Origin of the sequence: Chryseobacterium sp., assembly GCF_022869225.1 — a bacterium.
GTDB lineage: Bacteria > Bacteroidota > Bacteroidia > Flavobacteriales > Weeksellaceae > Chryseobacterium.
The window spans coordinates 1,059,382-1,082,160 of sequence record NZ_JALIHL010000001.1; the positions used below are offsets into that span (position 1 = coordinate 1,059,382).

Genomic DNA, 22,779 nt, shown 5'->3' on the forward strand with positions numbered 1-22,779 from the left:
TAGACGTAATTTAATTTTAACCCCTTGAGATTGTAACCCAATACCAAGGTCCCTGTTTATTTTATTAAAAACCATTGCGGCTGTTGCATTAAAAATCTATCTTTGAGAGAAAACACGATAACTCTTACATGAGAAAACTCTCTCTTTTCATTGCCTTATTTGTAAGCTTACTTTTTTCCGCACAGGTTTTATCAGAAAATCAAAAACTGGAGTCCCTCTGTAGGGTTTGGGGATTTTTAAAATATTACCATCCTTATGTGGCAAAAGGAAAACTGGACTGGGACCAGCAACTTTTTCAAAAGTTCCGTGAACTCAAAGAAATCAATGAAAAAACTGAGCTCAATAACTTATATGCTGCCTGGATTGAAAGCCTCGGAAAAATTGATGCCTGTAAATCATGTTCAAAAGATGACGGCACCACCTATTTTCTGAAAAATTTTGATTTGAACTGGATAGATGATCCTGCAATATTCACTGAAAATGTCACTCAACAGCTTCATGGCATTCAGAACAACCGGAATACAGGGAGTAACCATTACCTGGGAAAAGGCGGAAGAAAAATTTATTTCAGAAATGAAAATTCGTATGGATCTGCATTTAGTTCCCAGTCTATTGCTTTACTGGAACTGTTCAGATATTGGAATTATGTAGAATATTTTTTTCCTTATAAATATCAGACAGATCAGAACTGGAATAGGGTTTTGTCAGAAATGATCCCCAAGTTCCTGTTGGCAACAACCGATGAAGACTATCAGTTAACGTTGGCAGAACTGGTTGCCAAAACGGATGACTCCCATGCCTTTTTATATTCTACACTGATCAGCCTCCACCAGTATGGGAACAGAAAAATTCCGGTGGAATATTCATATGCAGAAGGGAAATTGGTGATTACCAAAGTAAATACCATACGGTTTAATGAAAAAATACCTTTATATGCCGGAGACGTCATCTACGATATTAACGGAAAAACCATTCCACAGATGGTCAACAGTTTGGGAAAATACATTCCCGCTTCCAATTCCTGGGGCAAGGTAAAAAAAGTAAAGAATCTGTTGCTCTTCAGCAATAAAGATTCAGTTACCGTAAAGATTGAAAGGGCGGGACAGAATCTGTCGGTTACCGCAAAAACCTATTTTATAAAAGACATTATCAAAGAAAATTCCCCTGCTCCCCCAAAGTGGAAATTCCTGGATCATAAAAAAAATATTGGCTACGTTAATATGGGAATCATTGAAAAGGAAGATCTGGATGAAATGTATAGAAACTTACAATCTACCCAATCTATCATTTTCGATCTCAGAAACTACCCCAAACAGACGATCATACCGCTAAGCAGGCTCCTGCTTCCTGAAACGACCGTTTATTATCAGTTTAACTTTCCTGAAACCGATTATCCCGGCAAGTTCTACAGCAGAAAAAACAGTATCGGAAGAAGAAACAAGGACTATTATAAAGGGAATGTGATCGTTTTGGCAGATGAAAACACCCAGAGCCAGGCAGAGACAACCACCATGATGTTTAAGCAGCATCCCAGAGCAAAAGTAATCGGAAGTAATACTTCGGGAGCCAACGGAGATATTATCCTGTTTAAGATTGCTGATCTGGATACCTGTTTTACCGGCCTTGGCGCTTATTATCCTGACGGCAGGGAAACACAAAGAGTAGGCATCATTCCCGACATTATCGTTAAACCAACCGTGGAGGGTATAAAAAAAGGGACTGATGAAGTATTGGAAAGGGCTTTACTTTATATAAAAAACAATCAGTAAATGAAACGAATGCCTTATATAAAACCGGCTTTTTTCATTTAACTAATATTTAACTTTTAATCTTTCTATTTTGTGAGATTTTAAAAGGATTTGGTCAACATTTTGATAGAATAATCACGTAAAAAATAAATTATGTCAGAAAAGATATTATGGATCGATGATGAAATAGATTTACTAAAACCTCATATCGTATTTTTAGAAAAGAAGGGCTACCAGGTAACCCCCGTTAATAACGTGAATGAGGCGCTGGAGCTTATGGATTCAGAGAAATTTGCATTAACATTAATTGATGAAAATATGCCTGGCATCTCCGGGCTGGAGGCTATCCCTATGATCAAGGAAAAAGACAATTCCCTGAAAATAGTAATGGTCACTAAAAGTGAGGAAGAACACATCATGGAAGAAGCAATCGGGTCTCAAATTGCTGATTACATTCTAAAACCTGTAAATCCTAACCAGATTTTACTTTCCTTAAAGAAAAACCTTCAACAAGATAATCTGGTTGAACAGAAAACCATTTTACAGTACCAACAGGAATTCAGAAACCTTTCTATGGAGCTTTCTTATCTGAAAACGTACCAGGATTGGGCGGAATATTATAAAAAGATCCTGAGCTGGGAGATTAAATTTGATAAAGTGGCCGATAATGAATTTGCTGACCTTCTGCAGTCACAAAAGGAGGAGGCCAATATTCAGTTTGCCAAATTTATTGAAAAAAATTACGAAAAATGGCTTACGGATCCCGATAAACCAATTATGAGCCATACCCTTTTTAAAGAAAAGGTAAAGCCGGAAGTGGAAAAGGAAAAGGTACTTCTTCTGATGGTAGACAACCTCCGTTATGATCAATGGAAAGTAGTAGAACCCTTATTTACAAAATATTACAATAAAATTTCAGAAGATTATTACTACAGTATACTTCCTACGGCTACACAGTATGCGAGAAACTCTTTCTTTGCAGGTCTGATGCCGTCTGAAATTGAAAAACGTTTTCCTGATAAGTGGTTCAATGATAATGAAGAAGGAAATAAAAATGAATTTGAACGTGATTTCCTGGAAGACCAGATGAAGAGAATCGGACTTGGCTCCAAGTCTATGAAATATCTTAAGGTACTGAATGCTGATTTTGAAAGAAAAATTTATGACGATTTCAATCAACATAAAAACAATGACCTGCTGGTTATCGTTTATAACTTTATTGATATTCTTTCACATGCTAAAACAGATAATCATATTGTAGACCAGCTGATCCGTGATGATAAGACGTTCCGTTCCCTTACGCTGAACTGGTTTGAAAATTCTTCATTAATGAAAATTATTAAAGCAGCGGCAGAAAGCGGTTATAAACTGGTGATTACAACCGATCACGGTACTGTATACGTTAAAAAGCCAAGCAAAGTAGTGGGAGACAGGGAAACCTCTACTAATATCCGTTATAAAACAGGTAAAAGTTTAACGTATGATGACAGTGATGTATGGGCCATCACGAATCCGGAAAAGCTTTTCCTTCCGAAAGGAAATTTAAGCTCAAAATATATTTTTGCCAAAAATAATATTTTCCTTGCCTATCCTAAGAATTACAATCATTTTGTAAATTACTATAAAGAAACCTACCAGCATGGAGGAATTTCACTTGAAGAGTGTATTATTCCGTTCAGTATATTAGAACCCAAATAGTTTTTTCATAGTTTATTTAATTGGGCTCTAAAGCGGAAAAAATCATCTGATTTTTTCCGCTTTTTTTATATAGTTTATATCTTCGTAAAAAATAAATCATGTTTATTATTTCACTCACTTACAAAGCTTCCCTTGATGAGGTAGAGCGCTATATTGCGGAGCACAGCATATTTCTTCAAAAGTATTATGATTCCGGACATTTTATTGCCTCAGGAAGAAAGATGCCGAGGACGGGAGGCATCATCATTGCGAATGCTTCTTCCAAAAATGAGGCGGAGCAGATCATCAGTGAAGACCCATTTTATACTCAACAGATCGCGGATTATGAGATCATTGAATTTATCCCTTCAAAACATAACGAAAACTTTAAACGCTTTATAAAAGACTAATGAGATTAATTACATACAATGTCAATGGAATCAGGGCTGCATTTACCAAAGATTTTTTAGGATGGTTAAAAACCGCAGATCCTGATATTATCTGCATTCAGGAGAGCAAGGCCGGAAACGATCAGATAGACATCGAAAGCCTCGAGAAATTAGGATATCACAGTTATTGGCATTCCGCAGTAAGAAAAGGCTACAGCGGGGTCGGAATAGCCTCAAAAGTAAAGCCCAATCATGTAGAGTATGGCTGCGGTATTGAAAGCTATGATAATGAAGGCAGGATAATCCGTGCAGATTTTGATGGTTTTTCTGTCATTTCAGTCTATGTACCGTCTGCTTCCAATATTGAAAGATTGGATTTTAAAATGCAGTTTTGCCATGACTTTTTAGAATACATTAAAAATATAAAGAAAGAAATCCCTGATCTTATCATCTCCGGTGATTTTAATATCTGCCATGAGGCCATTGATATTCACGATCCCATCCGTTTAAAAAATGTTTCAGGGTTTCTTCCTATGGAAAGGGAATGGATGACGGACTTTATCAACGAATGTGAGCTGATTGACAGTTTCAGGTTTTTTAACAATGAACCTGACAACTACACCTGGTGGAGCTACAGACAAAATTCAAGGGCAAAAAATAAAGGATGGAGGTTAGATTATAATTTTACCTCTTATGGTTTAAAAGACAAGCTTAGCAGAGCTGTTATTCTAAAGGAAGCGGTACATTCGGATCATTGTCCTGCTTTATTGGAATTAGAGGTATAATAAAAGGATACAAAAAAGCCAGCTGAATCAGCTGGCTTTTTTAATTTAAATCATAAATTTAATCGACAATTTCATATTCAACCGGAATAGTACCATGACTGATATCTCCGATCTCATCGAACGCTGCTTTAGACATATCTAAAGATCTTGATGAATGGTAAGGTCCTCTGTCATTAATTCTCACTATTACTTCTTTACCATTTTTAAGGTTTGTTACCTTAACGTTTGTTCCAAATGGAAGCGTTCTGTTTGCTGCAGTAAACTTTGAGTTATCAAAAATTTCTCCGCTAGCGGTTTTTCTACCGTTAAATTTATCGTGGTAGTACGATGCATAACTTGTTTTTTTCGCATCTAAGGTATTCATCGTAAAAGAATAAACACCTAAGGTTGAAATCATCATTATGATTACGAGAATGAATCTTTTCATCATTTTGAACTTTTATTGGTTTTGACGGAGCAAATGTATCAGGAATCTGCTAAAGTCCATAGCCGAACTGTTAAAAACAGTTAACAAAAACCAAAAGATATGTTAAACAACCTTGTAATCCCCTATGAATAGGCTTTTTAGAGAGCACTGTTAAAAAGTGTTAAAAAAATAATTAAAACGTTAATATAATTAACTAACTCATGCATAATTATAAAAATTAACTTTCATAAACAATTAATTATCAATAAGTTAAAAATTATTAAAATTAAAAAAATGGAGTCCTAAAATTATTTACATCAGCTATATCCTCTTATTTATTTAAAGGATTTAAAAGCAGGGCTGCTGTTTTATAATACCCGTTATATATTGGTGAATCTATTCAGCCGATATAACAATTTATATTCCTAAGCTTGATAACCGGCAGCATTTTAAGCTTTTCCCATTCTATTGCATACCATATCAAAACACGTACCTACACCTTTTATAACATGTATCTCTTTAATCTGCTACCAGATGATCAAACGGTTAAAATTCAAACAACAAAAAAACCAATGAAAATTTCATTGGTTTTTATTTTTATAAAAGTAATTCTTATTTGGTATATTCTACGATATAGTCATATGTACCAGCAGGGTAAACTACAGACATACTTGGGGAACCTGTAATTAAGTTACCATTTGTAATGTCATAAGAGTAAACTCCGTTGGCAAAAACAGTACCTGTACCTGCTTTATAAACAGTCACTCTATAGATACCGGCAGTAGAACTTGCAGGAATTGAAATAGCAGCAGGAGTATAGGAAGTAGGAGCTGTAGAAGTTCCACTTACTGTAAATGATGCTTTCTTAGCGTATACCTGATTACCGTTTAGGGAAGTATTGGTAATCGTTTCAGTAGTAAGGATATCTACTTTTCCAGCATTCGGATTCGCTCCCATTGGCAACCATCTGCCTGAAGTAACATTAGTACTCTGACCAGGATTAGAGAAGTAATAGAAACCAGGAACTACCGCAGTTACGACTCCATTACCGGCAACAGTATTACCAGTAGCAGTATTATAAACTACCATCCCATCATATGCAGATGGGAAGTTGATTCCGTCAAGACTGCCTGTCTTAAAAGTAAATTGAGTTAAATCAGTTGAAGGGAATAATAGCCCTTTTCCATCATTAACTGAAGCGTTATTATTTGTAGAAGCATCTAAAAATATATTCTCATTGGGGAACTGGTTTGCAATAGCACCATTAGATAAAACCTGCGCACTTGCATATGTACCTGTAGCTACAAAAAGTGCAAATATTATTTTTTTCATTTTGTTTTAAATTAAATATTACAACTAAATTCTATTATCTTCCAGAAAGCATACCCCAAACATTTGTTCCAGCCTGGTCAACCACTATAAAGCAGAAAGAACCTCCGGAAGTAATTGTACTAGGTAAATTGTTGATTGGTCTGGTTGGTCCCGCTACAGCAGCAGGGTCCCATCCAACATTTCCTGGACCGTTAGATGATACACATCTTACTGAGTTTAATGGAAGCGTAGTTGCATTTGGTAATAATAACTGGCTAGTTCCTCCCATTGCAGTTGTAACCACGGAATAATCATCAGCAGCCCAAACAATAGGAGCGTTTACAGCATGAAGTCTTCCTTTCTGGATCTGGAAGTTTGGAGCTGTAGTTCCTCCTCCTACCGCTTTCCATACTGAATTCGGCGCGTCATAATAGTAGAAACCTGTAGCAGTAACATTTACTGTCTTACCAGTTCCTGCACCGCCTAAAGCATTAACAAACACTAAAGCACCGTTCTGATTTCCAGCACCGGTACCGTTGTTATACGCTCCATTTTTAGCTTCTAATTCAGCTCTTGACATACGAGGGACCAATAGTGCATCAGGTCTATTAGTATCTGTTGTATTTGCTACAACATCTAAAGTAGCAGCGGGTGTTGTTGTATTAACCCCAACACGTCCTTGCTGAGCCTGAGAAACTGTTGCAAAGCCGACTAACATAGTCGCTGTTAATAAAAATTTTTTCATAAGTTTTTAAAGATTTTAATTACATTATTTTTCATCAAATATTTCAAAAAGGAAAACATATCCCAACTTGAGACGATTACCCCGTAAAGCTAATATAATATAAACAAAAATAATACATTATAAATAGTCATTTCAAGCTCTATTTCAACAATTAACTTACTGAAAGCCATGACTTAAAAAAATATTGCTTATTGTGCAAATTTAATACATAATTTTTGATTATGTATACTTTATAATCGAAAATTAAATAAATCTTAATTTAGTAAAAATATATATAATTAAAAATCAGACCATTAAACAAAGACACTTTGATAAGTATTTTTTAGAATTATCTAAAAATTCATATTATATATAGATTGATAATCAACAATAACCAAAATTATGATATTAATTCACCATAAAGGTCAAATTCTTCTGCCGATGTAATTTTAACGTCGGCAAAATCGCCTATAGAAATATATGTATTTTCAGCCAGAACCAATACTGTATTATCTACATCCGGAGAATCATATTCTGTTCTTCCAATAAAGTAGTTCCCTTCTTTACGGTCAAAAATACATCTGAATGTTTTTCCTACTTTCTCCTGGTTCTTCTCCCAGGAAATTTGGGACTGCAGCTCCATGATCTCTTCTACCCTTCCTTCCTTTACCTCCTGTGGAATATCATCCTCCAACACATATGCTGTCGTATTTTCTTCATGGGAGTAAGTAAAGCAACCCAGTCTATCAAATTTCTGTTCTCTTACCCATTCTTTAAGTTCCTGGAATCTTTCTTCTGTTTCGCCGGGATATCCAACAATTAGTGTGGTTCTGATGGCCATATCCGGAACCTTTTCTCTGAATTTGGCTAAAAGAGCATCTGTTTTTTCATGGGTCGTTCCTCTTTTCATTGATTTCAGCAGATCTGAATTGATGTGCTGAAGAGGAATATCTATATAATTACAAACTTTTGGTTCCTCACGGATAATATCCAAAACGTCTTCAGGGAAACCGCTTGGAAAAGCATAGTGAAGACGGATCCACTCTATTCCTTCCACTTTTACCAATTCTTTTAAAAGGTCTCCGAGTGCCCGTTTTTTATATAAATCTAAACCGTAATACGTAAGATCCTGAGCTATAAGGATCAATTCCTTGGTCCCTTTTTTGGCTAATTTCTGAGCTTCGGTAACCAGCTTTTCGATAGGCGTTGAAATATGTCCTCCTCTCATCAATGGAATGGCACAGAATGAACAGGGCCTGTCGCATCCTTCTGAAATTTTAAGGTATGCATAATGTTTAGGAGTCGTGGTCAGTCTTTCTCCTACCAATTCATGTTTATAATCTGCTCCGAGATGTTTTAAAAGAACCGGAAGGTCTCTTGTTCCAAAATACTGATCTACATCCGGAATTTCTCTTATTAAATCCGGTTTATATCTTTCGGAAAGACATCCTGTAACAAATACCTTTTCTACCTCACCTCTGTTTTTGGCTTCTACATAATCAAGGATGGTATTGATGGATTCTTCTTTAGCATTATCTATAAAACCACAGGTATTGATCACAACAATATCACCACGATCTTCATGAACCACTTCTTTGCCGTTAGCTTTCAATTGGCTCATTAATACTTCAGAATCATATACATTCTTGGAACATCCAAGAGTGACTACATTGATTTTCTTCTTCCCTACAGATTTTGTACGCATCTTTTTGATTTTGAGTGTGCAAAGATACAAAATATTGGAGAGGAAAGATTAAAAAATAAAAACCACTTTAAAAAAGTGGTTTTCAAGGATATACTTTAGAAGTTTTTTTCTTTAAAACCAGGTGCGTTTTCGTCTTTGTCTGAAAGCACAGCATCTTTTTCATCAATCCTCCAGTCTATGCCCAGATCAGGGTCATTGAATTTCACACTTCCTTCTGATTCTTTATTATAAAAATTATCGCACTTATATGAAAAAACAGCATTGGTACTCAATACAGAAAACCCATGCCCGAAGCCTCTGGGTACATATAACTGTAATTTATTTTCTGCAGTGAGCTCAACGCCAAACCATTTTCCAAAGGTAGGAGAATCTTCTCTAAGGTCTACTGCAACATCCCAAACACTTCCTTCAAGACATGATACCAGTTTCGCCTGGGCATGCTCTCCTTTCTGAAGGTGCAGTCCTCTCAATACTCCATAAGATGATTTTGAAATATTATCCTGAACGAAGTGCCCGTTCATACCGGTTAATTCTTCAAATTTCTTTTCGTTATACTTTTCAAAGAAATAGCCTCTTTCATCTTCAAAAACAGTAGGTTCTATGATATAGCAATCTTTAAGCGGGGTTTCTTTAATTTTCATTTTTCTTTATTACACCTATTTTTAAAAGTTTTAAACTCATCATTTTAACTAGTGGCTGTTCATAGTCAAAACAACTTTAATGGTTTTTAAAAGTGTTACCAGGTCTAACTTAAAGCTGTAATTTTTAATATAATAGAGATCATATTCCAGCTTTTTAAGATTATCCTTTGGAGTTGCTTTTGGTAAGTGGACCTGTGCCCAACCTGTAACCCCTGGTTTCACTAAATGTCTTAAATCAAAGTAAGCATTTTCTTTGATTGATTCTTCAACAAATTCTGGTCTTTCCGGCCTTGGCCCAATAAGACTCATATTACCATTTAAAACATTAAAAAGTTGAGGTAACTCATCTATTTTGGTTATTCTTAAGATCTTCCCAACCTTTAAAAGTCTGTCATCATTTTTTTGAGTAAAATCACCATGATGATGTAGTTTCATGGTTCTGATTTTATAAATTTTAAACGGAATGGAATTTTTCCCAACTCTTTTCTGCGTAAAGAAAACACTTCCTGGAGAATTTATAAAAATCAACAAACAACCGAGGGCGATCAGAGGTAACGAAAATGGTAAAATCATTAGGCTGACCCATACATCAAATATACGCTTGAATATTTCATCAGATCTATGAAGTCCTATTGAAAAAATATTATCTGCAAAATATTCATTTGTTTCAAATTTAACTAAGGGGATTCTTTTATTTACAACTTCATAAAATTCCTGAGCATCATATACTTTAACCCCTTTTATTCTACTCTCAATTATTTCGTTAGTCACTTTTTCCGAAATATGGTTGATATTTGAAGTTTCGATGATTACAGTTTTTATTTTTAGTTTCACAATATATTCTGAAATACTCCGTTTTTCTGTTTTAGTATTAAAGAAGATAACTTTATTATTTTCAACAAAATTTGTTTCTTTAAGTAATTTATAAGAAATGTCACTAACATTTACAAAAAGGAGCCTTTTTGCTGGGGGTGATAATTTTGAAATACTCATCATTTGTCATTTTGTGTATACACATGGATATATTTTTCATACATTTTTCCAATTGTAAATTTATTTTCAAAAATTTGCCTGGAATTTTGCGCAAATTTCTCATAAATATTTTGATTGGCAAGTATAAAACTGACAGAATTTACGATTTCAGGTAAATTTTCATTGGAAACCAGTGCTCCGTTTTCTTCGAGTAATTCGGATATCCCTCCCACATTAGAGGCTATAATAGGTTTTGAATAGCATAAAGCTTCTATTAATGATATTGGCAAGCCTTCATAATCAGACAATAAAAGGGCAATATCAGCATATTGATAATATTGGTGTGCATCTTCTATTTCTCCTAACATTATAACATTTTCAGGAATTTCAGAAACATTTTCTTTGTTACCAATCCAGACAAACTGATAGTCAGACTCTAAAAATTCTTCAGCAACTTTGCAAAACAGATCAAATCTTTTAGGTGGTGCCAGCCGGGAAATGGAGAGAATTATTTTTTTCCCAGTATCTTTTTTTATCTTGTATAAGACATTTTCAGGATCTTGTTCTTTATCCAGTGCAGCGAAGTCTTTCACTCCATTTCTAACAAGGTAAACGTTATCTTTTATACCTTCTTTCAATAAATTTGAGGTGTCATACTGGCTTACGCCTACTATTGCTTTACATCTGTTCTTTAATGCTTTTTCTATGGGCAAAAATTTTCTATACCGCAATCGTATTGAATCAAATCCATGTACAGTATATATTATTTTCGATTTTGGGAAACATAATCTGCCTAAGATTCCAATTTTGGAGGAGTGTAAATGAATAATGTCCGGTTTAATCTCATGGTAAAGATTTCTCAGGTCATTCATAACTAAAATATCTTTGACATTTATTGCATGATGCAGATTTTTTAATTTTATCTGATGTACATCTTTATGTAATACATTCCACATCTCACCATGTGAAGAGGATGCTACAAAAACTTCATGATTCTGTTCAATAGACTTTCCCGCTAAGTTTATTACCACAGATTGTGCACCTCCCAACTCAGCAAGCGTAATGACATGTAAGATTTTCATTCTATTGAGTCAATTTTATATTTTGTGTTTTTTTGATACTGCTTTCAAAATCCCGCTGCTTTTGTACATTGTCAATCTTAATCCTAGAAAAAGTAATATTTACCCGGTGATCCTGGGGAGTTTTCCAATAAGCAACATCTCTACTTAACTTCCAGTCAGCATTTTTAATAATAATGTTTCCTGTAGCATCAAACATATCTTGTGTTACGTTTAAGGATGTCAAAAATCCATGTCTGGAGCCTATATCGGTATGTCCATCGATAAGGATATTTGTAGCTTTAGCTTTTTTAATATCATTGGTACTTAACCCATTAAGATTAATAGAGATTCCCGCTGACCCGTTATTGAACGTACAAACATTATTAACTACTATATTTTCAAGAATATCTTTGTCCCAGCTGGGTTCTATATCAATGCCAGATTCCGGATCATGCCCAAATGTATTTGAGATCAAAATATTTTGAACTTTTATATTTTTTCCCGAGGTAATAGAAATTCCATTTCGTCTTGCAATATCAATCCAGCCACCATAAATGGTTACATTTTCAGAAAACCCTCCATTTTCAGAACCTATAAAAATTCCGTCACCATAGGTTTCTGTTATTCTAGGGTTAATAATTTTTATATTTTTGGAGTTCAAAACAGAAATACCGGCACTCCACTGCCCGCTTTGTTCGAGATTGCTATTTCTGCTTCCAACAATTATAGGGTTTATCACTTCTACATTATGAGCATCATATATTTTTACGACGTCTGAATAGCTTCCATTAGCAGGACCTAAAAACTTAATTTTTGTATTTTTCTGAAAAACTATCTTTTTATCAGACCCAATTTTAAGACCATTTTTATTAATCAGTATGGTGGTATTGGGTAATAGTATATTGGGATGGGTATCGATAATTTTTTGAATTACCGCCGTATGGTCGTCCCCTTTTAAAAGCTCCGGGCCCACGATAAAAATAGGATCCGTTGTATAATACTGACTCTTATAATTGGGTGAATAATACTTTGAAACAATTTGTTGAGAAACTACTTTAGTGGAGAACCCCTGTGCAAAACCGTCACAGCTCAATAGTACAAATCCTAATGATATTCTAAGAAAAAATAATTGAAAAATATCTTTATACATCATTTTATGTTATTTATATGTAAAATTTATAATTCTTCTTCTCAATTTTGATATCATTTCTATTTTGGATCAAAAAGCTTTCATTCCCAAACAAATCAAAAATAAAATACACTATACAAGATAGTAAATATTTTGTAGAGAATATAAAATAAGCCGCCGAAAATTTATGTTTTTTTATCATATACCAAATACCGGGCATGCCTTTAAAATATTTTTCATAATATTTATTACCTATTTCTCTATAAAAAAGAAGCGGTTCTCCAGTAACTTTAAAGATATATTTATCTTTTGTCCTTAACCAAAGCTCTGCATCTTCGATACGCACCGCATGTACATCGTAGGGGTTATTTTTAAACCAAGTTGTTTTTGCCATTACGGTAGGATGTGAAAATGTATGGGCTATGACCAGCTGATCATCTGCAAGATCCATCCTTTTCCCTGTCACATTATCATCCTCATCAATAGAATATATATTACTTCCTAAAACATCAATTTCAGGATTGTTTTTTAATATTTTAAGCTGATGCTCAATTCTTTTAGGATGCATGATATCATCCGCATCCATTCTTGCTAAAAATTCAGTCTCAGTTATAAAAGGAATTTGGTTTAAACGATTCCCCAAATTAAGATTTTCACCATCAGACAAGATCTTTACTCTCGCATCGTGCTGATATTTTTGAGCTATTTTCAAAGAGGAATCTGTAGAGCCGTCATCTATTAATAACAGGATAAAATCTTCAAATGTTTGAGATAAGACAGAAAGAATTGCTTGTTCGAGATATTTTTCGGCGTTGTAAAAGGGTATTGCAATAGTTACTTCTGTCATTTGCTGTTATTATAAATGTTAAAGAAAGCAAAAATAAAAATAAAAAACATAACAGTAAGCATTCCAAATTTTGAAGTATTCCTGATACTAAACAGAGGAGCAACCAGAAATGGTATGGTAATCCACGACATGATTCCCCACCGATCCGAATAAGGGATCTGGAACATCATAAAAAACACACCACTGATTAGCATGTAGTATTTTAAAAGTAATTTGTAATTTTCATTTTCATTTTTCAGTAATTTATAATTAATTAAAGAAAAAATAACCAGAAATATGGTATTAAAAATGGCAAATTGAGCTTTAAATCCAACAACGAAATCCCCGCTAGTTCCCTGGTCTTTCACATAGAAATCTGCCCGCTTACTATCAATTACTAAAAAATAATTTAAAAAAGCACCTAAGGATAAAATACTGCCTCCAACTGCTGATATCCCTAGTAAAATAAAATACCAGAAATAATAATAATTTAATGTTATTCTTTTAAGTAATAAAATAACAAAAAACAAAAGCAGTATTATCACTGAAGTTGCATGAAACCCTATTGCCACAATAAAAGGCAGCAGCCAACTCTTAACATTATTTTTATCTTTAATATAGTAACTTATAGCCAGTAACACGAAGGCAAGGGATACTCCCTGCCTCACAATATTAATCCCAAGCTGAATAAAAAAAATGAGACTTACAAAGGCAAAGCCCACCAAAAGGAAATTAGTCTCAAAATTTTTCATGTAAATATTAATACTCCAAAAAATAACCGAAACATATAATAAACTTACGGTAAATAAAAAGTAGTGATAATCTCCTGTAAAAAAATGAGTCAGAATTATCAGATATTTAAAAGCAATCTGGATACCAAAATCGACATTTGAATAAGTAAGAAACTGCCATTTATACATTTCGGTATCTGAACCTATATCCGAGTCTCTAAAACCAAAAATAAAAGCAATAATTATAAAAAACAGGAATGTAACAAAACGGGAAATATTATTATAATTCTTCTTTTTAATATCTACATACATAGAAAAAATAAACGCTGCAACAGCAAACACAAAGTATATGATATAGTACTTTAAATTAAAAACATCCATCAACCTTATTTTAAAAACCTGCAATATTTATTTTGTCCATTTAATTCAATCTATTTATTAAAAAAAGATTTTAATCTACTTCCTAAAGTATTCTGCTGCTTTGTACTTTTATATCCGTAGCCATGTTTGTTACCATAGCCAAAGTTTTCCGCCTTAACATCATTGAGAACGAAATTGACATTCTTGAGTTTCTCTTTTGCTACGCTATCAGCATATTCGATAAATGCTTTTTCTGTTTTTTCCGAACGTGCAACATAAAGAATAGCATCAGCATATTTTACTATGATAAATGTATCTGTAACCGGCATTAACGGTGCAGAATCTATAATAATGTAATCGTATTTACCTGCAAGCTGTTCTATTAAAACATTATAATTACCATTTTCAAAAAGTTCTACCGGATTCGGAGGTATAATTCCTGAGAAAATAAAATCACAGTTAACATTAAATCCGCTAGGATAGATGATATCCTCCACTTTATCAACACTTCCATATAAAAACTCTGTTAATCCGTATGCATTCTTCATCTCTGGCTTGTATCTCTGTAACTGGGGGTTTCTGATATCAGAACCTATTACAAGAACCTTTTTACCCGGTTTGGCAATACTTAATGCTAAATTAATAGAAATAAAGGTTTTTCCTTCTCCTTTTACACTGGATGTCACAAGTATTATTTTGTCTTTTTCTTTAGAAGCAGGCAAAAGCATATTCACATTGGTTGCTAAAATTCTGAAAGATTCTGCAAGCGGAGATATGTCATTATGTTGAATTAAGTTGTTCTCCTTTAGTGTTAAGTGTGGAATCTCTGCTATTACAGGTATGTCGCTATGCTTACCTATACTTTTGTTATCTGATATTCTTGTATTAAAGAATTGTTTTAAGAATATAATTAAAAAGGGAATCCCTGCCCCTAGCAATGCAGCTAACCCCATTATAATAATTTTCTTAGGAGCTACCGGCTTTCTTTTAGCGTAAGCCAGATCCAATATCCTAGCTTTATCTGAAGACATTGCCAGGGTAATAGCAGTTTCTTCTCTTTTTTCAGTAAAACCAAGTATAACTCTTCTTTAATTTGTTGCTGTCGTTCTATATTTCTGAAAATACGCTCAAAGGAAGGAATTTTTTTCAGTTCATTATTACTTTTCCTTTCAACTGAAGAAATGTTGTTGATTGCCAGCTGGATATTTGATTTATTTTTATCAAGCCCCTCCTTTATAGTAGATCTTAATACTTTTATTTCATCATTCAACTCTTTTATAAGTGGGTTTTGAGGTGTAGCATTTTCCAGCAACCTATTTCTTTTTATAATAAGCTGGTTATAAGATGCAATATTGCTAATTGCAGTACCATTATCTAAACCAATATTTGCCGGTAATATATCGTCATAAGATTTATTATTCAAATAATTCGCATACATATTGTTGAGTTCCAGCTGAGTAGACAATTCCAGTCTTTTTTTCTCAGCTTCTGTATTGGTCTGTAAATTTACACCAGCCTCGGATGGTATATCAACAATATTATTATTTGTTTTAAAATTTTCCTTTTTAACCTCTACATCGCCGAGCTCTTTTGAAATTAGCTCTACTCTTTCATCTATAAATTCCTTTGTTTTTTCAGACTCTGTATTTTTTTCAACAATTGCCTCATTATTATACTTTCTCACCAAAGTATTTAAAATATCTTTAGCCTTATCTACATTTTGATAATTCAGGGAAAGACTGATAACTGTAGCTTCCTTATTACTAAGTCCAACATTCAATGTTTCTTGCAGATCATCAATAATAGTTTCCTTGTTTTTATAAATAAAATATAAGGAATTATAATTGCTAACATTTTTTAATTGTTTTGGATTGAATAATGGATTTTTTATAATCATCAAATTAGCATACGGTAAGCTTATCGTTTTATTAAAAAAAGTTTTTATTGGCTTTTCCAGCTCTTCGGAACTTAATTCTAATGCATCACCATTAATTGTCAGATTAATTCTTTTATTGGGTTGTTGTGCAAAGGGCTTCTCATTAATTACCTGAATAATGATTGGAGACTGTATTCTGTAGAGTTCAGTATCATGAAATGTACCAATACTAAAAACCGAGCACTGTAGAGGCAGCTCATTAATTACCTGCGAAAGAATTTTCTTGGAAGACAGAACTTCCATTTCATTCTCAACAGTATTTGATCCAAAACCTGAAAAAGCCGAAAGCCCTTGCATTTCAGCAATATCGGATGCAGAACTTCCAGTTTTTTTTGCATCTTTAATTAGGATTTTTGTTAAGACTTCAAACACCGGAGTGGTCATTTTAATGTAGATGAAACCTAGCGTTGCTGTTAAGAATAGACAAATAACAAACCAATACCACTTTTTTATATATGGCTGTATAATGTGTTTCAATGAATCTTCTGTTGAATTCTGATACTCTTTCCTCATGTTTATGTTACCCTGAATTTTGGTTGACGAATATAAATAATTTTATTTAAAAAAACGTTTCTTACTCTTTAATCCTATTATCTATAATAATTTAGATCATATGGAATTGTTTTACATTTTCACTTAGCTGTACAATTGCTCCAATAATGCTACATTTGAATCAAGATCAAATCCTTTTTTACGAAGTACTTCGTAGGCATTTTCTGAAAAAGAAGCTTGTTTCGAATACTTTACAATTTCATCGACCCAGCCGTCAATTTTGTCAATTTCCAGAAATTTAATAAGATCTAATCCTAAATTAGTTTCTTCAGAAACCCTATCTGAAACCAAAGCCTGGAGGCCTATAGCCTGGCTTTCAACCAATACCATAGGAAAGCCTTCAAATTTAGATGGCATCAAAAGAATATCAGCTCCAGCCATTAATTCTGCCACATCCGAACGTACATTCATTAAAATAACATTATCAGTAAGGTTCAAATTTCTGATCATTTCCGAAATGGCGGCATATTCTTCTCCCTTTACCCACGATCATAAAGGTAAATTCATGACCTAAATCTTTTATTTTTTTCACAATTTCTAAAGAAAATTTATGATTTTTAAGATCTGTAAGACGGCCTACCTGTATAATTTTCAAGCCCTTATGCTCTGTTACAACATCCCAATAATTCTCATATAGTTCTTTTATTTTCCTGAATTTATTCAGATCTATTGAATTATTAATAATGGTAAAATCCGAATTGTCACCGAATAAATATTTTCCGGCAAGATCTCCACAGGCGATCTTCTGGGTGGCAGAGAAAGCAATCATTTTTTTAAAAAAAAACTCATATGCTTTGTCAATCATTGTCATATGTTGTTTATACACCGTACTATGTGAATGGGAAATCCTTTTATGTATGCCTGCCAGCTTTGCAGCGGTAAGCTGAAACCCATCATTCAGGAGTAAATGGCTGTGAACAATGTCAAATTTTCCTTTATTTTTATTTAGAAAACAATATAAATTATAAAACCGGGCAAACGAGTTCCGTCCGTTAATATTAATAAATTCGCCTCCTAAAGACCCAATTTCATCATCATAGTCACCTTTAGCATTATTGAATATTAGAAAGTAAAACTTGAACCGGTTTTTATCAATTCTACGCAGAAAATTCATCAATAAGGTTTCCGCACCTCCTCTATTCATTTGGTTAACAACATGCAGTACATTTATTTTTTTCATTTCCAACTAATGTTAAAGTAAATATCTTGCTTACAATCTAAACAGTATTGCATACAGTACCTTAGGAATAAAGCCAGGTCTGTTTAATCCTAGTTTCTCAAAAAGTACCGCTGTTCTATATTTCAGTTTTTCTTTTTTAAAATAAAAAGTCAACTGTTTACTTTTAAAAAATACGTCAATAAAGCTTATATACTCATATGCAAATTTAGCAGATATAAATGGTTTTTTATTTTTCATTACAGATTTTGAGTGTATTCTGTAACGTATTGTAGATTCTCCAAAAAAATAAATTTTCGTTCCTGTCTCAGTAAGTTTTAACCATAGCGGGAAATCTTCCATCATTTTAAATCTCTCATCATATCCTCCCACTTTATCCAATACTTTTTTTTCAATAAACATTGAAGGCGCAGCAACAACATTTCCATGGTTTTGGAGATGCTTATTCTGAAGTTCTGGTGTTTGCAGTTCAAAAAACTTCAGGTTCTTTTCAAGTGGGACCTTACCTATTGACTGGCCAACCAGCTTGTCAACGTACATCTCTGAAAATGACTGCAAAGCACGTATATCTGGATTCTCTTTAATGAAAGCAATGTTTTGTAGTACACAATCTTCAAATAAAGAATCATCTCCTGCAATTAATTTCACCCATTCACCCTGAGCCAGATTAAGGCCTCTGTTACAATTTGCTGAAATTCCGGTATTTTCTTTTGCCGTAATCATTTCAGTACGAACAAACCTTTCTTTATTCTGCAGTAGCCATGAGTTACAGAGTTCAACAGTGTTATCTTTCGAGCAGTCATCAGAAATAATCAACTCAATATTCTGATAAGTCTGGCTTTTAATGCTGTCCAATGTTTCCAGAACAGAGCTTTCTGAATTGTAAGTTATAACTATAACTGAAACTAAAGGATTCTGGATCATACTCATTTCCGTGTGAATTTTGAAATTAAGCTTTTCAGGCTTATGATGTTATTGATATGATAGATTGAATATATTCCTGTAATAATCACCATAATGCTCCCCAGAGTATATGAAATATAATCATTATCCACCACCTTCATTATTAATAGCGCAATAATGGATATAGAGATTTGCACTACAAATAATTTTAAGAAAGAGATATCAAAGTAAAAATTGTATATCTTTTTTGAAATAAAAAACATTTGTGCAGCATAAAGAATATATCCCACAAGGAAGGAAACCCCAAGGCCTTCCAAACCTCCATAATAAAATCCTATACAATTTAAAAAGGTCATATAAATATTGGCTATTAATTCACACCAAAAAAACAGTTGTGTTGAGCCTTTCGCTAAAACAATAAACCCCATTAACCAAGAAGCAGCTTTAAAAAAGATGCCAATCATCGCATATTGTATCATTGTATTGATAGGTAAAAAGTCTTTGCTATAAAGCATTGTAATCGCAAGATTGGCAAACACAACAAATATTGTAACTATAGGTCCCAAGATCAATAGAGCTACATTGCCCTGTTGGTTTACTGTTTCTATATATTTTAGCTTTTCATTTATTACTCCTGATAACCTCGGATAATAATCGGTTGCCATTGCAGTAAAGATAATTCCAACATAAGAGTTAACAATTCCGAAACCTGCATTATAAAAGCCAACATCGTCCAACCCGCCGATACGGGTTATAAAAATCCTGACAGCATAAGTACATCCTGTAGCAATAATACCGCTAAGACTTAAAAAGAACCCTAATTTTAGCATTGGCAGCCCTTCTTCCCAACTTTTCTTAAAACTTACCGGAGGTAAACTTAAATTAAGTTTTTTATAAAATAACTGAGTAACGGCAAGGGTTGTACATGATAGTATAATCATTGCCGGGACAATCCCATTTATCCCATATAAAAAATATAATGGCAGTGTGACAAGTAAAGAGACTATTGAGCTTGATATATTGGCATATGCCAGCCATTTTATCTGCCGGGTCCCCTGCAAAACCGCATCCTTTCCTAAGGTGAGCTGTCCTAAAAATAAAGTGATTGATAAGAAAATAAAAGACCAAGTATAATCATAATTATTAAACGTCAGTTTTGATAATAACGGGGAAAGCACCAAAGTCAGTATCATTCCAAAAATACCTGTCAGCCAAACTAATTTGTTGACAATACTTATTACCTGTAAAAGCCGAGCATTGTTCTGATGCTCATTAGCTACTGCAATATCTTTTATACTGCTTACTCCTATTCCAAAATTAGCAATTGAAGATAACAAAGTAATAGTAGAATTCAGCAAGCCCGCTATTCCCATTCCCAGAGGTCCTAATAAGATTGCAATGCATTTAGACCGGATAACAGAAATTAAAATATTAATAAACTGAACTCCACCAAAAATTGATGTGGCCTTAAAAATCTGGCGGTATGAAAGGTTTTCATTACTCATAGTTTCCGACAATCTCTAATAAATTATCTGAAATATTTAACATGGCTTATCTGTAAGAAACAAAGCTTTATACTTGCTAAAAGTAATTTTAAAACTTGTTAGGATAAGAATTTATAATGTGGATTACTTTATCTGCTTCTTCATGAGTCATTACAGGGCTTATAGGTAAACTCAGGACTTCATCATGGATCTGTTCTGTAACCGGATAACTCAAATGGTTCAAATCCTTATAAGCAGCCTGTTTATGGGTAGGAATAGGATAATGTATCAATGTTTGTATACCGTTATCAGAAAGATAATTCTGAAGGTCATTTCTTGATTTTGTCCTGATTACGAACAAATGCCAGACATGTTCATGTTCATTTTCAGGAAATTCAGGAAGTATAATTTCCGGATTGTTTATTTCTGCACTATATCGTCGAGCAATTTCTCGTCTTCTTTGGTTTTCCTCGTCAACATATTTAAGCTTAACATCTAAAACTGCGGCTTGTACTTCATCTAATCTGGAATTTAAACCTTGATAAATATTGATATATTTCTGGTGGGAACCGTAATTAGCTAATGCTCTAATACATTTGGCCAAACTTTCATCATGGGTGGTTATTCCTCCAGCGTCTCCCAAAGCTCCTAAATTTTTACCCGGATAAAAACTGAATCCTGCCGCATCACCTAGATTGCCTGATTTTATTGAATTCCATTCTGCTCCTATTGCCTGCGCATTGTCCTCAATAATTTTAAGATTATGTTTTGTTGCAATATTCCTCAATTCTTCGGAAAAGACTATTTTGCCGTAAAGGTGCACAATCAATATTCCTTTAGTTTTTGAAGTAATTTTTTCCTGTATTTTAGAAATGTCTATATTATAGGTATCAATATCCGGTTCCACTAAAACAGGAACTAAATTGTTATCTGATATGGCTAGAATAGAGGCTATATAAGTATTAGCCGGTACGATAATTTCATCTCCTTTTTTGAAAACTCCTAACTCGATATAAGCTCTAAGTATTAATCTTAACGCATCCAATCCATTGGCTACCCCTATAGCATATTGAGAGCCAATATATTTTGCTAAACGGATCTCAAAATTTTTCACTTCATTTCCTAAAAGATACCAACCCGAACGAAATGTGCTTAATAACTTTTCTTCTATTTCTTGCTGATGAACAAGGTTTATTTTCTGTAAATCTAGAAATTTAATCATCATTTTTTATTATAAATAAGTAATCTTTCCCGTCTCATCAAGTGATCTTTTTGTCCTGCCGGGTTCCCGAACCAAGATCGTATTGGCAGGAACTTCTTTGGTAACAACACTGTTTTCCAGTTCAGATTTAGAATTATTCATTACTTATGATTATGACATGCAAATATATCTAATATTTTACACAATCTCAGCACTATTATTGTATTAACATAGTTCCCATAGAATAATGACAGCAACACAAACCATAGAAGAAAAAAAACGTTCAAATAAACAATTGATTAGCAAATAATTGATCCCAATTTATCTATATTTCGGAGCCCTATCAAATTTATGTAATAGCGGCAGGTTATGAGTTTAAAAATATAGATCCAACTTACAATTTCAAATTCGCAGGACGAAAAAAGTTTTCAGTAATATCCTGATATCTGTTTTGAAAGATAAATTATGGTAATATTCCAGATTCATCTTCACTTTATCAGGAAAAAGAATTTCATCATTATATTGTAACGGGTTTTCCTGGGCACATAATAATTTTTCTTCATTCCTGTACTTTATTCCGGCCTCACTGGTCAGCCCCGGTTTTAGTAAAAGTATATTGCGGTCTTCTCCTTCCAGCTTATCATAATAACCCGGAATATCAGGTCTGGGACCTACTAAGGACATATCTCCTTTTAAAATATTGAACAATTGAGGTAATTCATCTAATTTTGTTTTTCTCATCCAATGGCCAATGGATGATTTTCGACGGGTTTTGGTATCCAGTGTTCTGAATTTATAAATGGTGAAAGGTTTTGCATAACAGCCTATACGTTCCTGGGTGAATATTCCGGGAAAACCTGTATCCCAGGAAGTCAAAATCAGGAGCAAAATAAACAGGGGAAACAGTAATACAACAGCAAAAGTGCGATACTGTAGTCCATCAGCATTTTCCAAAGAGGGTATTTTTTCAAAATATTTGTATTGACAGCAAATATATAAAAATGTTGGGATTTGAAACTTTGCCAAATCAGGATGATGATTGTACTAAAGGAAAGTATATT

At 33.6% G+C, this 22,779-nt stretch carries 23 protein-coding genes; 4 read left to right on the plus strand and 19 right to left on the minus strand.

Annotated elements, in window-relative coordinates; genetic code table 11:
* The first annotated feature begins 128 nt into the window (after positions 1 to 128).
* From MUW56_RS04960 to MUW56_RS04975, 4 genes are all read left to right on the plus strand, one after another.
* Complete coding sequence (locus tag MUW56_RS04960) at positions 129 to 1,769, plus strand: S41 family peptidase (RefSeq protein ID WP_292012149.1); 1,641 nt, start codon at positions 129 to 131, stop codon at positions 1,767 to 1,769.
* Between the two features lie 132 nt (positions 1,770 to 1,901).
* A complete protein-coding gene (locus MUW56_RS04965; RefSeq protein WP_292012150.1) occupies positions 1,902 to 3,446 on the plus strand; it encodes a bifunctional response regulator/alkaline phosphatase family protein in 1,545 nt (514 codons plus the stop codon).
* Between the two features lie 98 nt (positions 3,447 to 3,544).
* Entirely contained in the window at positions 3,545 to 3,835 is a 291-nt protein-coding gene (locus tag MUW56_RS04970; protein ID WP_292012151.1) for a YciI family protein, read from the plus strand.
* Complete coding sequence (locus tag MUW56_RS04975; protein WP_292012152.1) at positions 3,835 to 4,599, plus strand: exodeoxyribonuclease III; 765 nt, start codon at positions 3,835 to 3,837, stop codon at positions 4,597 to 4,599. Before MUW56_RS04970 ends, MUW56_RS04975 begins: the two co-directional genes overlap by 1 nt.
* 58 nt (positions 4,600 to 4,657) lie before the next feature.
* On the opposite strand, the gene MUW56_RS04980 is transcribed toward MUW56_RS04975, so the two are convergent.
* From MUW56_RS04980 to MUW56_RS05070, 19 genes are all read right to left on the minus strand, one after another.
* The gene (locus MUW56_RS04980; RefSeq protein WP_292012153.1) at positions 4,658 to 5,029 is read right to left on the minus strand and encodes a septal ring lytic transglycosylase RlpA family protein; all 372 of its coding nucleotides are present in this window, start codon (positions 5,027 to 5,029) and stop codon (positions 4,658 to 4,660) included.
* 588 nt (positions 5,030 to 5,617) lie between these two features.
* Positions 5,618 to 6,337 (minus strand): hypothetical protein, encoded by a 720-nt coding sequence (locus MUW56_RS04985; protein WP_292012154.1) that lies wholly within the window; start codon positions 6,335 to 6,337, stop codon positions 5,618 to 5,620.
* Between the two features lie 34 nt (positions 6,338 to 6,371).
* Entirely contained in the window at positions 6,372 to 7,034 is a 663-nt protein-coding gene (locus MUW56_RS04990; RefSeq protein WP_292012155.1) for a hypothetical protein, read from the minus strand.
* A 406-nt stretch (positions 7,035 to 7,440) separates the two neighbouring features.
* On the minus strand, positions 7,441 to 8,745 hold the full coding sequence (rimO, locus tag MUW56_RS04995) for a 30S ribosomal protein S12 methylthiotransferase RimO (RefSeq protein ID WP_292012156.1): 1,305 nt from the start codon (positions 8,743 to 8,745) through the stop codon (positions 7,441 to 7,443).
* A 95-nt stretch (positions 8,746 to 8,840) separates the two neighbouring features.
* Positions 8,841 to 9,386, minus strand: a complete 546-nt coding sequence (rfbC, locus tag MUW56_RS05000) for a dTDP-4-dehydrorhamnose 3,5-epimerase (protein WP_292012157.1) — start codon at positions 9,384 to 9,386, stop codon at positions 8,841 to 8,843.
* A gap of 48 nt (positions 9,387 to 9,434) precedes the next feature.
* Complete coding sequence (locus MUW56_RS05005; protein WP_292012158.1) at positions 9,435 to 10,382, minus strand: sugar transferase; 948 nt, start codon at positions 10,380 to 10,382, stop codon at positions 9,435 to 9,437.
* Complete coding sequence (locus MUW56_RS05010; protein WP_292012159.1) at positions 10,379 to 11,440, minus strand: glycosyltransferase; 1,062 nt, start codon at positions 11,438 to 11,440, stop codon at positions 10,379 to 10,381. The genes MUW56_RS05005 and MUW56_RS05010 overlap by 4 nt, the downstream gene beginning before the upstream one ends.
* Before the next feature lies 1 nt (position 11,441).
* Complete coding sequence (locus tag MUW56_RS05015) at positions 11,442 to 12,572, minus strand: right-handed parallel beta-helix repeat-containing protein (protein WP_292012160.1); 1,131 nt, start codon at positions 12,570 to 12,572, stop codon at positions 11,442 to 11,444.
* A gap of 10 nt (positions 12,573 to 12,582) precedes the next feature.
* Positions 12,583 to 13,395 (minus strand): glycosyltransferase family 2 protein, encoded by an 813-nt coding sequence (locus MUW56_RS05020; RefSeq protein ID WP_292012161.1) that lies wholly within the window; start codon positions 13,393 to 13,395, stop codon positions 12,583 to 12,585.
* A complete protein-coding gene (locus MUW56_RS05025; RefSeq protein WP_292012162.1) occupies positions 13,392 to 14,486 on the minus strand; it encodes an EpsG family protein in 1,095 nt (364 codons plus the stop codon). The genes MUW56_RS05020 and MUW56_RS05025 overlap by 4 nt, the downstream gene beginning before the upstream one ends.
* Positions 14,487 to 14,536: 50 nt before the next feature.
* A complete protein-coding gene (locus tag MUW56_RS05030) occupies positions 14,537 to 15,496 on the minus strand; it encodes a polysaccharide biosynthesis tyrosine autokinase (RefSeq protein ID WP_292012163.1) in 960 nt (319 codons plus the stop codon).
* Positions 15,439 to 16,914 carry a Wzz/FepE/Etk N-terminal domain-containing protein gene (locus MUW56_RS05035; RefSeq protein WP_292012164.1) on the minus strand — a complete coding sequence of 492 codons (1,476 nt, stop codon included), beginning with the start codon at positions 16,912 to 16,914 and terminating at the stop codon, positions 15,439 to 15,441. Before MUW56_RS05035 ends, MUW56_RS05030 begins: the two co-directional genes overlap by 58 nt.
* A gap of 123 nt (positions 16,915 to 17,037) precedes the next feature.
* Positions 17,038 to 17,403, minus strand: coding sequence for a glycosyltransferase (locus MUW56_RS05040; protein WP_292012165.1), 366 nt, complete (start codon positions 17,401 to 17,403; stop codon positions 17,038 to 17,040).
* Positions 17,378 to 18,133 carry a glycosyltransferase gene (locus MUW56_RS05045; RefSeq protein WP_292012166.1) on the minus strand — a complete coding sequence of 252 codons (756 nt, stop codon included), beginning with the start codon at positions 18,131 to 18,133 and terminating at the stop codon, positions 17,378 to 17,380. The genes MUW56_RS05040 and MUW56_RS05045 overlap by 26 nt, the downstream gene beginning before the upstream one ends.
* 30 nt (positions 18,134 to 18,163) lie before the next feature.
* Positions 18,164 to 19,060: a glycosyltransferase gene (locus MUW56_RS05050; protein WP_292012167.1), complete on the minus strand. Its 897-nt coding sequence runs from the start codon at positions 19,058 to 19,060 to the stop codon at positions 18,164 to 18,166.
* Positions 19,057 to 20,538 (minus strand): O-antigen translocase, encoded by a 1,482-nt coding sequence (locus MUW56_RS05055; RefSeq protein ID WP_292012168.1) that lies wholly within the window; start codon positions 20,536 to 20,538, stop codon positions 19,057 to 19,059. Before MUW56_RS05055 ends, MUW56_RS05050 begins: the two co-directional genes overlap by 4 nt.
* An 88-nt stretch (positions 20,539 to 20,626) precedes the next feature.
* A complete protein-coding gene (locus MUW56_RS05060; protein WP_292015379.1) occupies positions 20,627 to 21,739 on the minus strand; it encodes a DegT/DnrJ/EryC1/StrS aminotransferase family protein in 1,113 nt (370 codons plus the stop codon).
* 9 nt (positions 21,740 to 21,748) lie between these two features.
* The gene (locus MUW56_RS05065; protein ID WP_292012169.1) at positions 21,749 to 21,880 is read right to left on the minus strand and encodes a hypothetical protein; all 132 of its coding nucleotides are present in this window, start codon (positions 21,878 to 21,880) and stop codon (positions 21,749 to 21,751) included.
* Between the two features lie 240 nt (positions 21,881 to 22,120).
* Positions 22,121 to 22,672, minus strand: coding sequence for a sugar transferase (locus tag MUW56_RS05070; RefSeq protein ID WP_292012170.1), 552 nt, complete (start codon positions 22,670 to 22,672; stop codon positions 22,121 to 22,123).
* Between the last annotated feature and the right edge of the window lie 107 nt (positions 22,673 to 22,779).

What these genes read in the sequence shown, in the direction of transcription:
- MUW56_RS04960 (WP_292012149.1), top strand. Translation starts at nt 129, where the DNA reads ATGAGAAAACTCTCTCTTTTCATTGCCTTATTTGTAAGCTTACTTTTT.
- MUW56_RS04965 (WP_292012150.1), top strand. Translation starts at nt 1,902, where the DNA reads ATGTCAGAAAAGATATTATGGATCGATGATGAAATAGATTTACTAAAA.
- MUW56_RS04970 (WP_292012151.1), top strand. Translation starts at nt 3,545, where the DNA reads ATGTTTATTATTTCACTCACTTACAAAGCTTCCCTTGATGAGGTAGAG.
- MUW56_RS04975 (WP_292012152.1), top strand. Translation starts at nt 3,835, where the DNA reads ATGAGATTAATTACATACAATGTCAATGGAATCAGGGCTGCATTTACC.
- MUW56_RS04980 (WP_292012153.1), bottom strand. Translation starts at nt 5,029, where the DNA reads ATGATGAAAAGATTCATTCTCGTAATCATAATGATGATTTCAACCTTA.
- MUW56_RS04985 (WP_292012154.1), bottom strand. Translation starts at nt 6,337, where the DNA reads ATGAAAAAAATAATATTTGCACTTTTTGTAGCTACAGGTACATATGCA.
- MUW56_RS04990 (WP_292012155.1), bottom strand. Translation starts at nt 7,034, where the DNA reads ATGTTAGTCGGCTTTGCAACAGTTTCTCAGGCTCAGCAAGGACGTGTT.
- rimO (WP_292012156.1), bottom strand. Translation starts at nt 8,745, where the DNA reads ATGCGTACAAAATCTGTAGGGAAGAAGAAAATCAATGTAGTCACTCTT.
- rfbC (WP_292012157.1), bottom strand. Translation starts at nt 9,386, where the DNA reads ATGAAAATTAAAGAAACCCCGCTTAAAGATTGCTATATCATAGAACCT.
- MUW56_RS05005 (WP_292012158.1), bottom strand. Translation starts at nt 10,382, where the DNA reads ATGATGAGTATTTCAAAATTATCACCCCCAGCAAAAAGGCTCCTTTTT.
- MUW56_RS05010 (WP_292012159.1), bottom strand. Translation starts at nt 11,440, where the DNA reads ATGAAAATCTTACATGTCATTACGCTTGCTGAGTTGGGAGGTGCACAA.
- MUW56_RS05015 (WP_292012160.1), bottom strand. Translation starts at nt 12,572, where the DNA reads ATGATGTATAAAGATATTTTTCAATTATTTTTTCTTAGAATATCATTA.
- MUW56_RS05020 (WP_292012161.1), bottom strand. Translation starts at nt 13,395, where the DNA reads ATGACAGAAGTAACTATTGCAATACCCTTTTACAACGCCGAAAAATAT.
- MUW56_RS05025 (WP_292012162.1), bottom strand. Translation starts at nt 14,486, where the DNA reads ATGGATGTTTTTAATTTAAAGTACTATATCATATACTTTGTGTTTGCT.
- MUW56_RS05030 (WP_292012163.1), bottom strand. Translation starts at nt 15,496, where the DNA reads ATGTCTTCAGATAAAGCTAGGATATTGGATCTGGCTTACGCTAAAAGA.
- MUW56_RS05035 (WP_292012164.1), bottom strand. Translation starts at nt 16,914, where the DNA reads ATGAGGAAAGAGTATCAGAATTCAACAGAAGATTCATTGAAACACATT.
- MUW56_RS05040 (WP_292012165.1), bottom strand. Translation starts at nt 17,403, where the DNA reads ATGATCAGAAATTTGAACCTTACTGATAATGTTATTTTAATGAATGTA.
- MUW56_RS05045 (WP_292012166.1), bottom strand. Translation starts at nt 18,133, where the DNA reads ATGAAAAAAATAAATGTACTGCATGTTGTTAACCAAATGAATAGAGGA.
- MUW56_RS05050 (WP_292012167.1), bottom strand. Translation starts at nt 19,060, where the DNA reads ATGAGTATGATCCAGAATCCTTTAGTTTCAGTTATAGTTATAACTTAC.
- MUW56_RS05055 (WP_292012168.1), bottom strand. Translation starts at nt 20,538, where the DNA reads ATGAGTAATGAAAACCTTTCATACCGCCAGATTTTTAAGGCCACATCA.
- MUW56_RS05060 (WP_292015379.1), bottom strand. Translation starts at nt 21,739, where the DNA reads ATGATTAAATTTCTAGATTTACAGAAAATAAACCTTGTTCATCAGCAA.
- MUW56_RS05065 (WP_292012169.1), bottom strand. Translation starts at nt 21,880, where the DNA reads ATGAATAATTCTAAATCTGAACTGGAAAACAGTGTTGTTACCAAAGAA.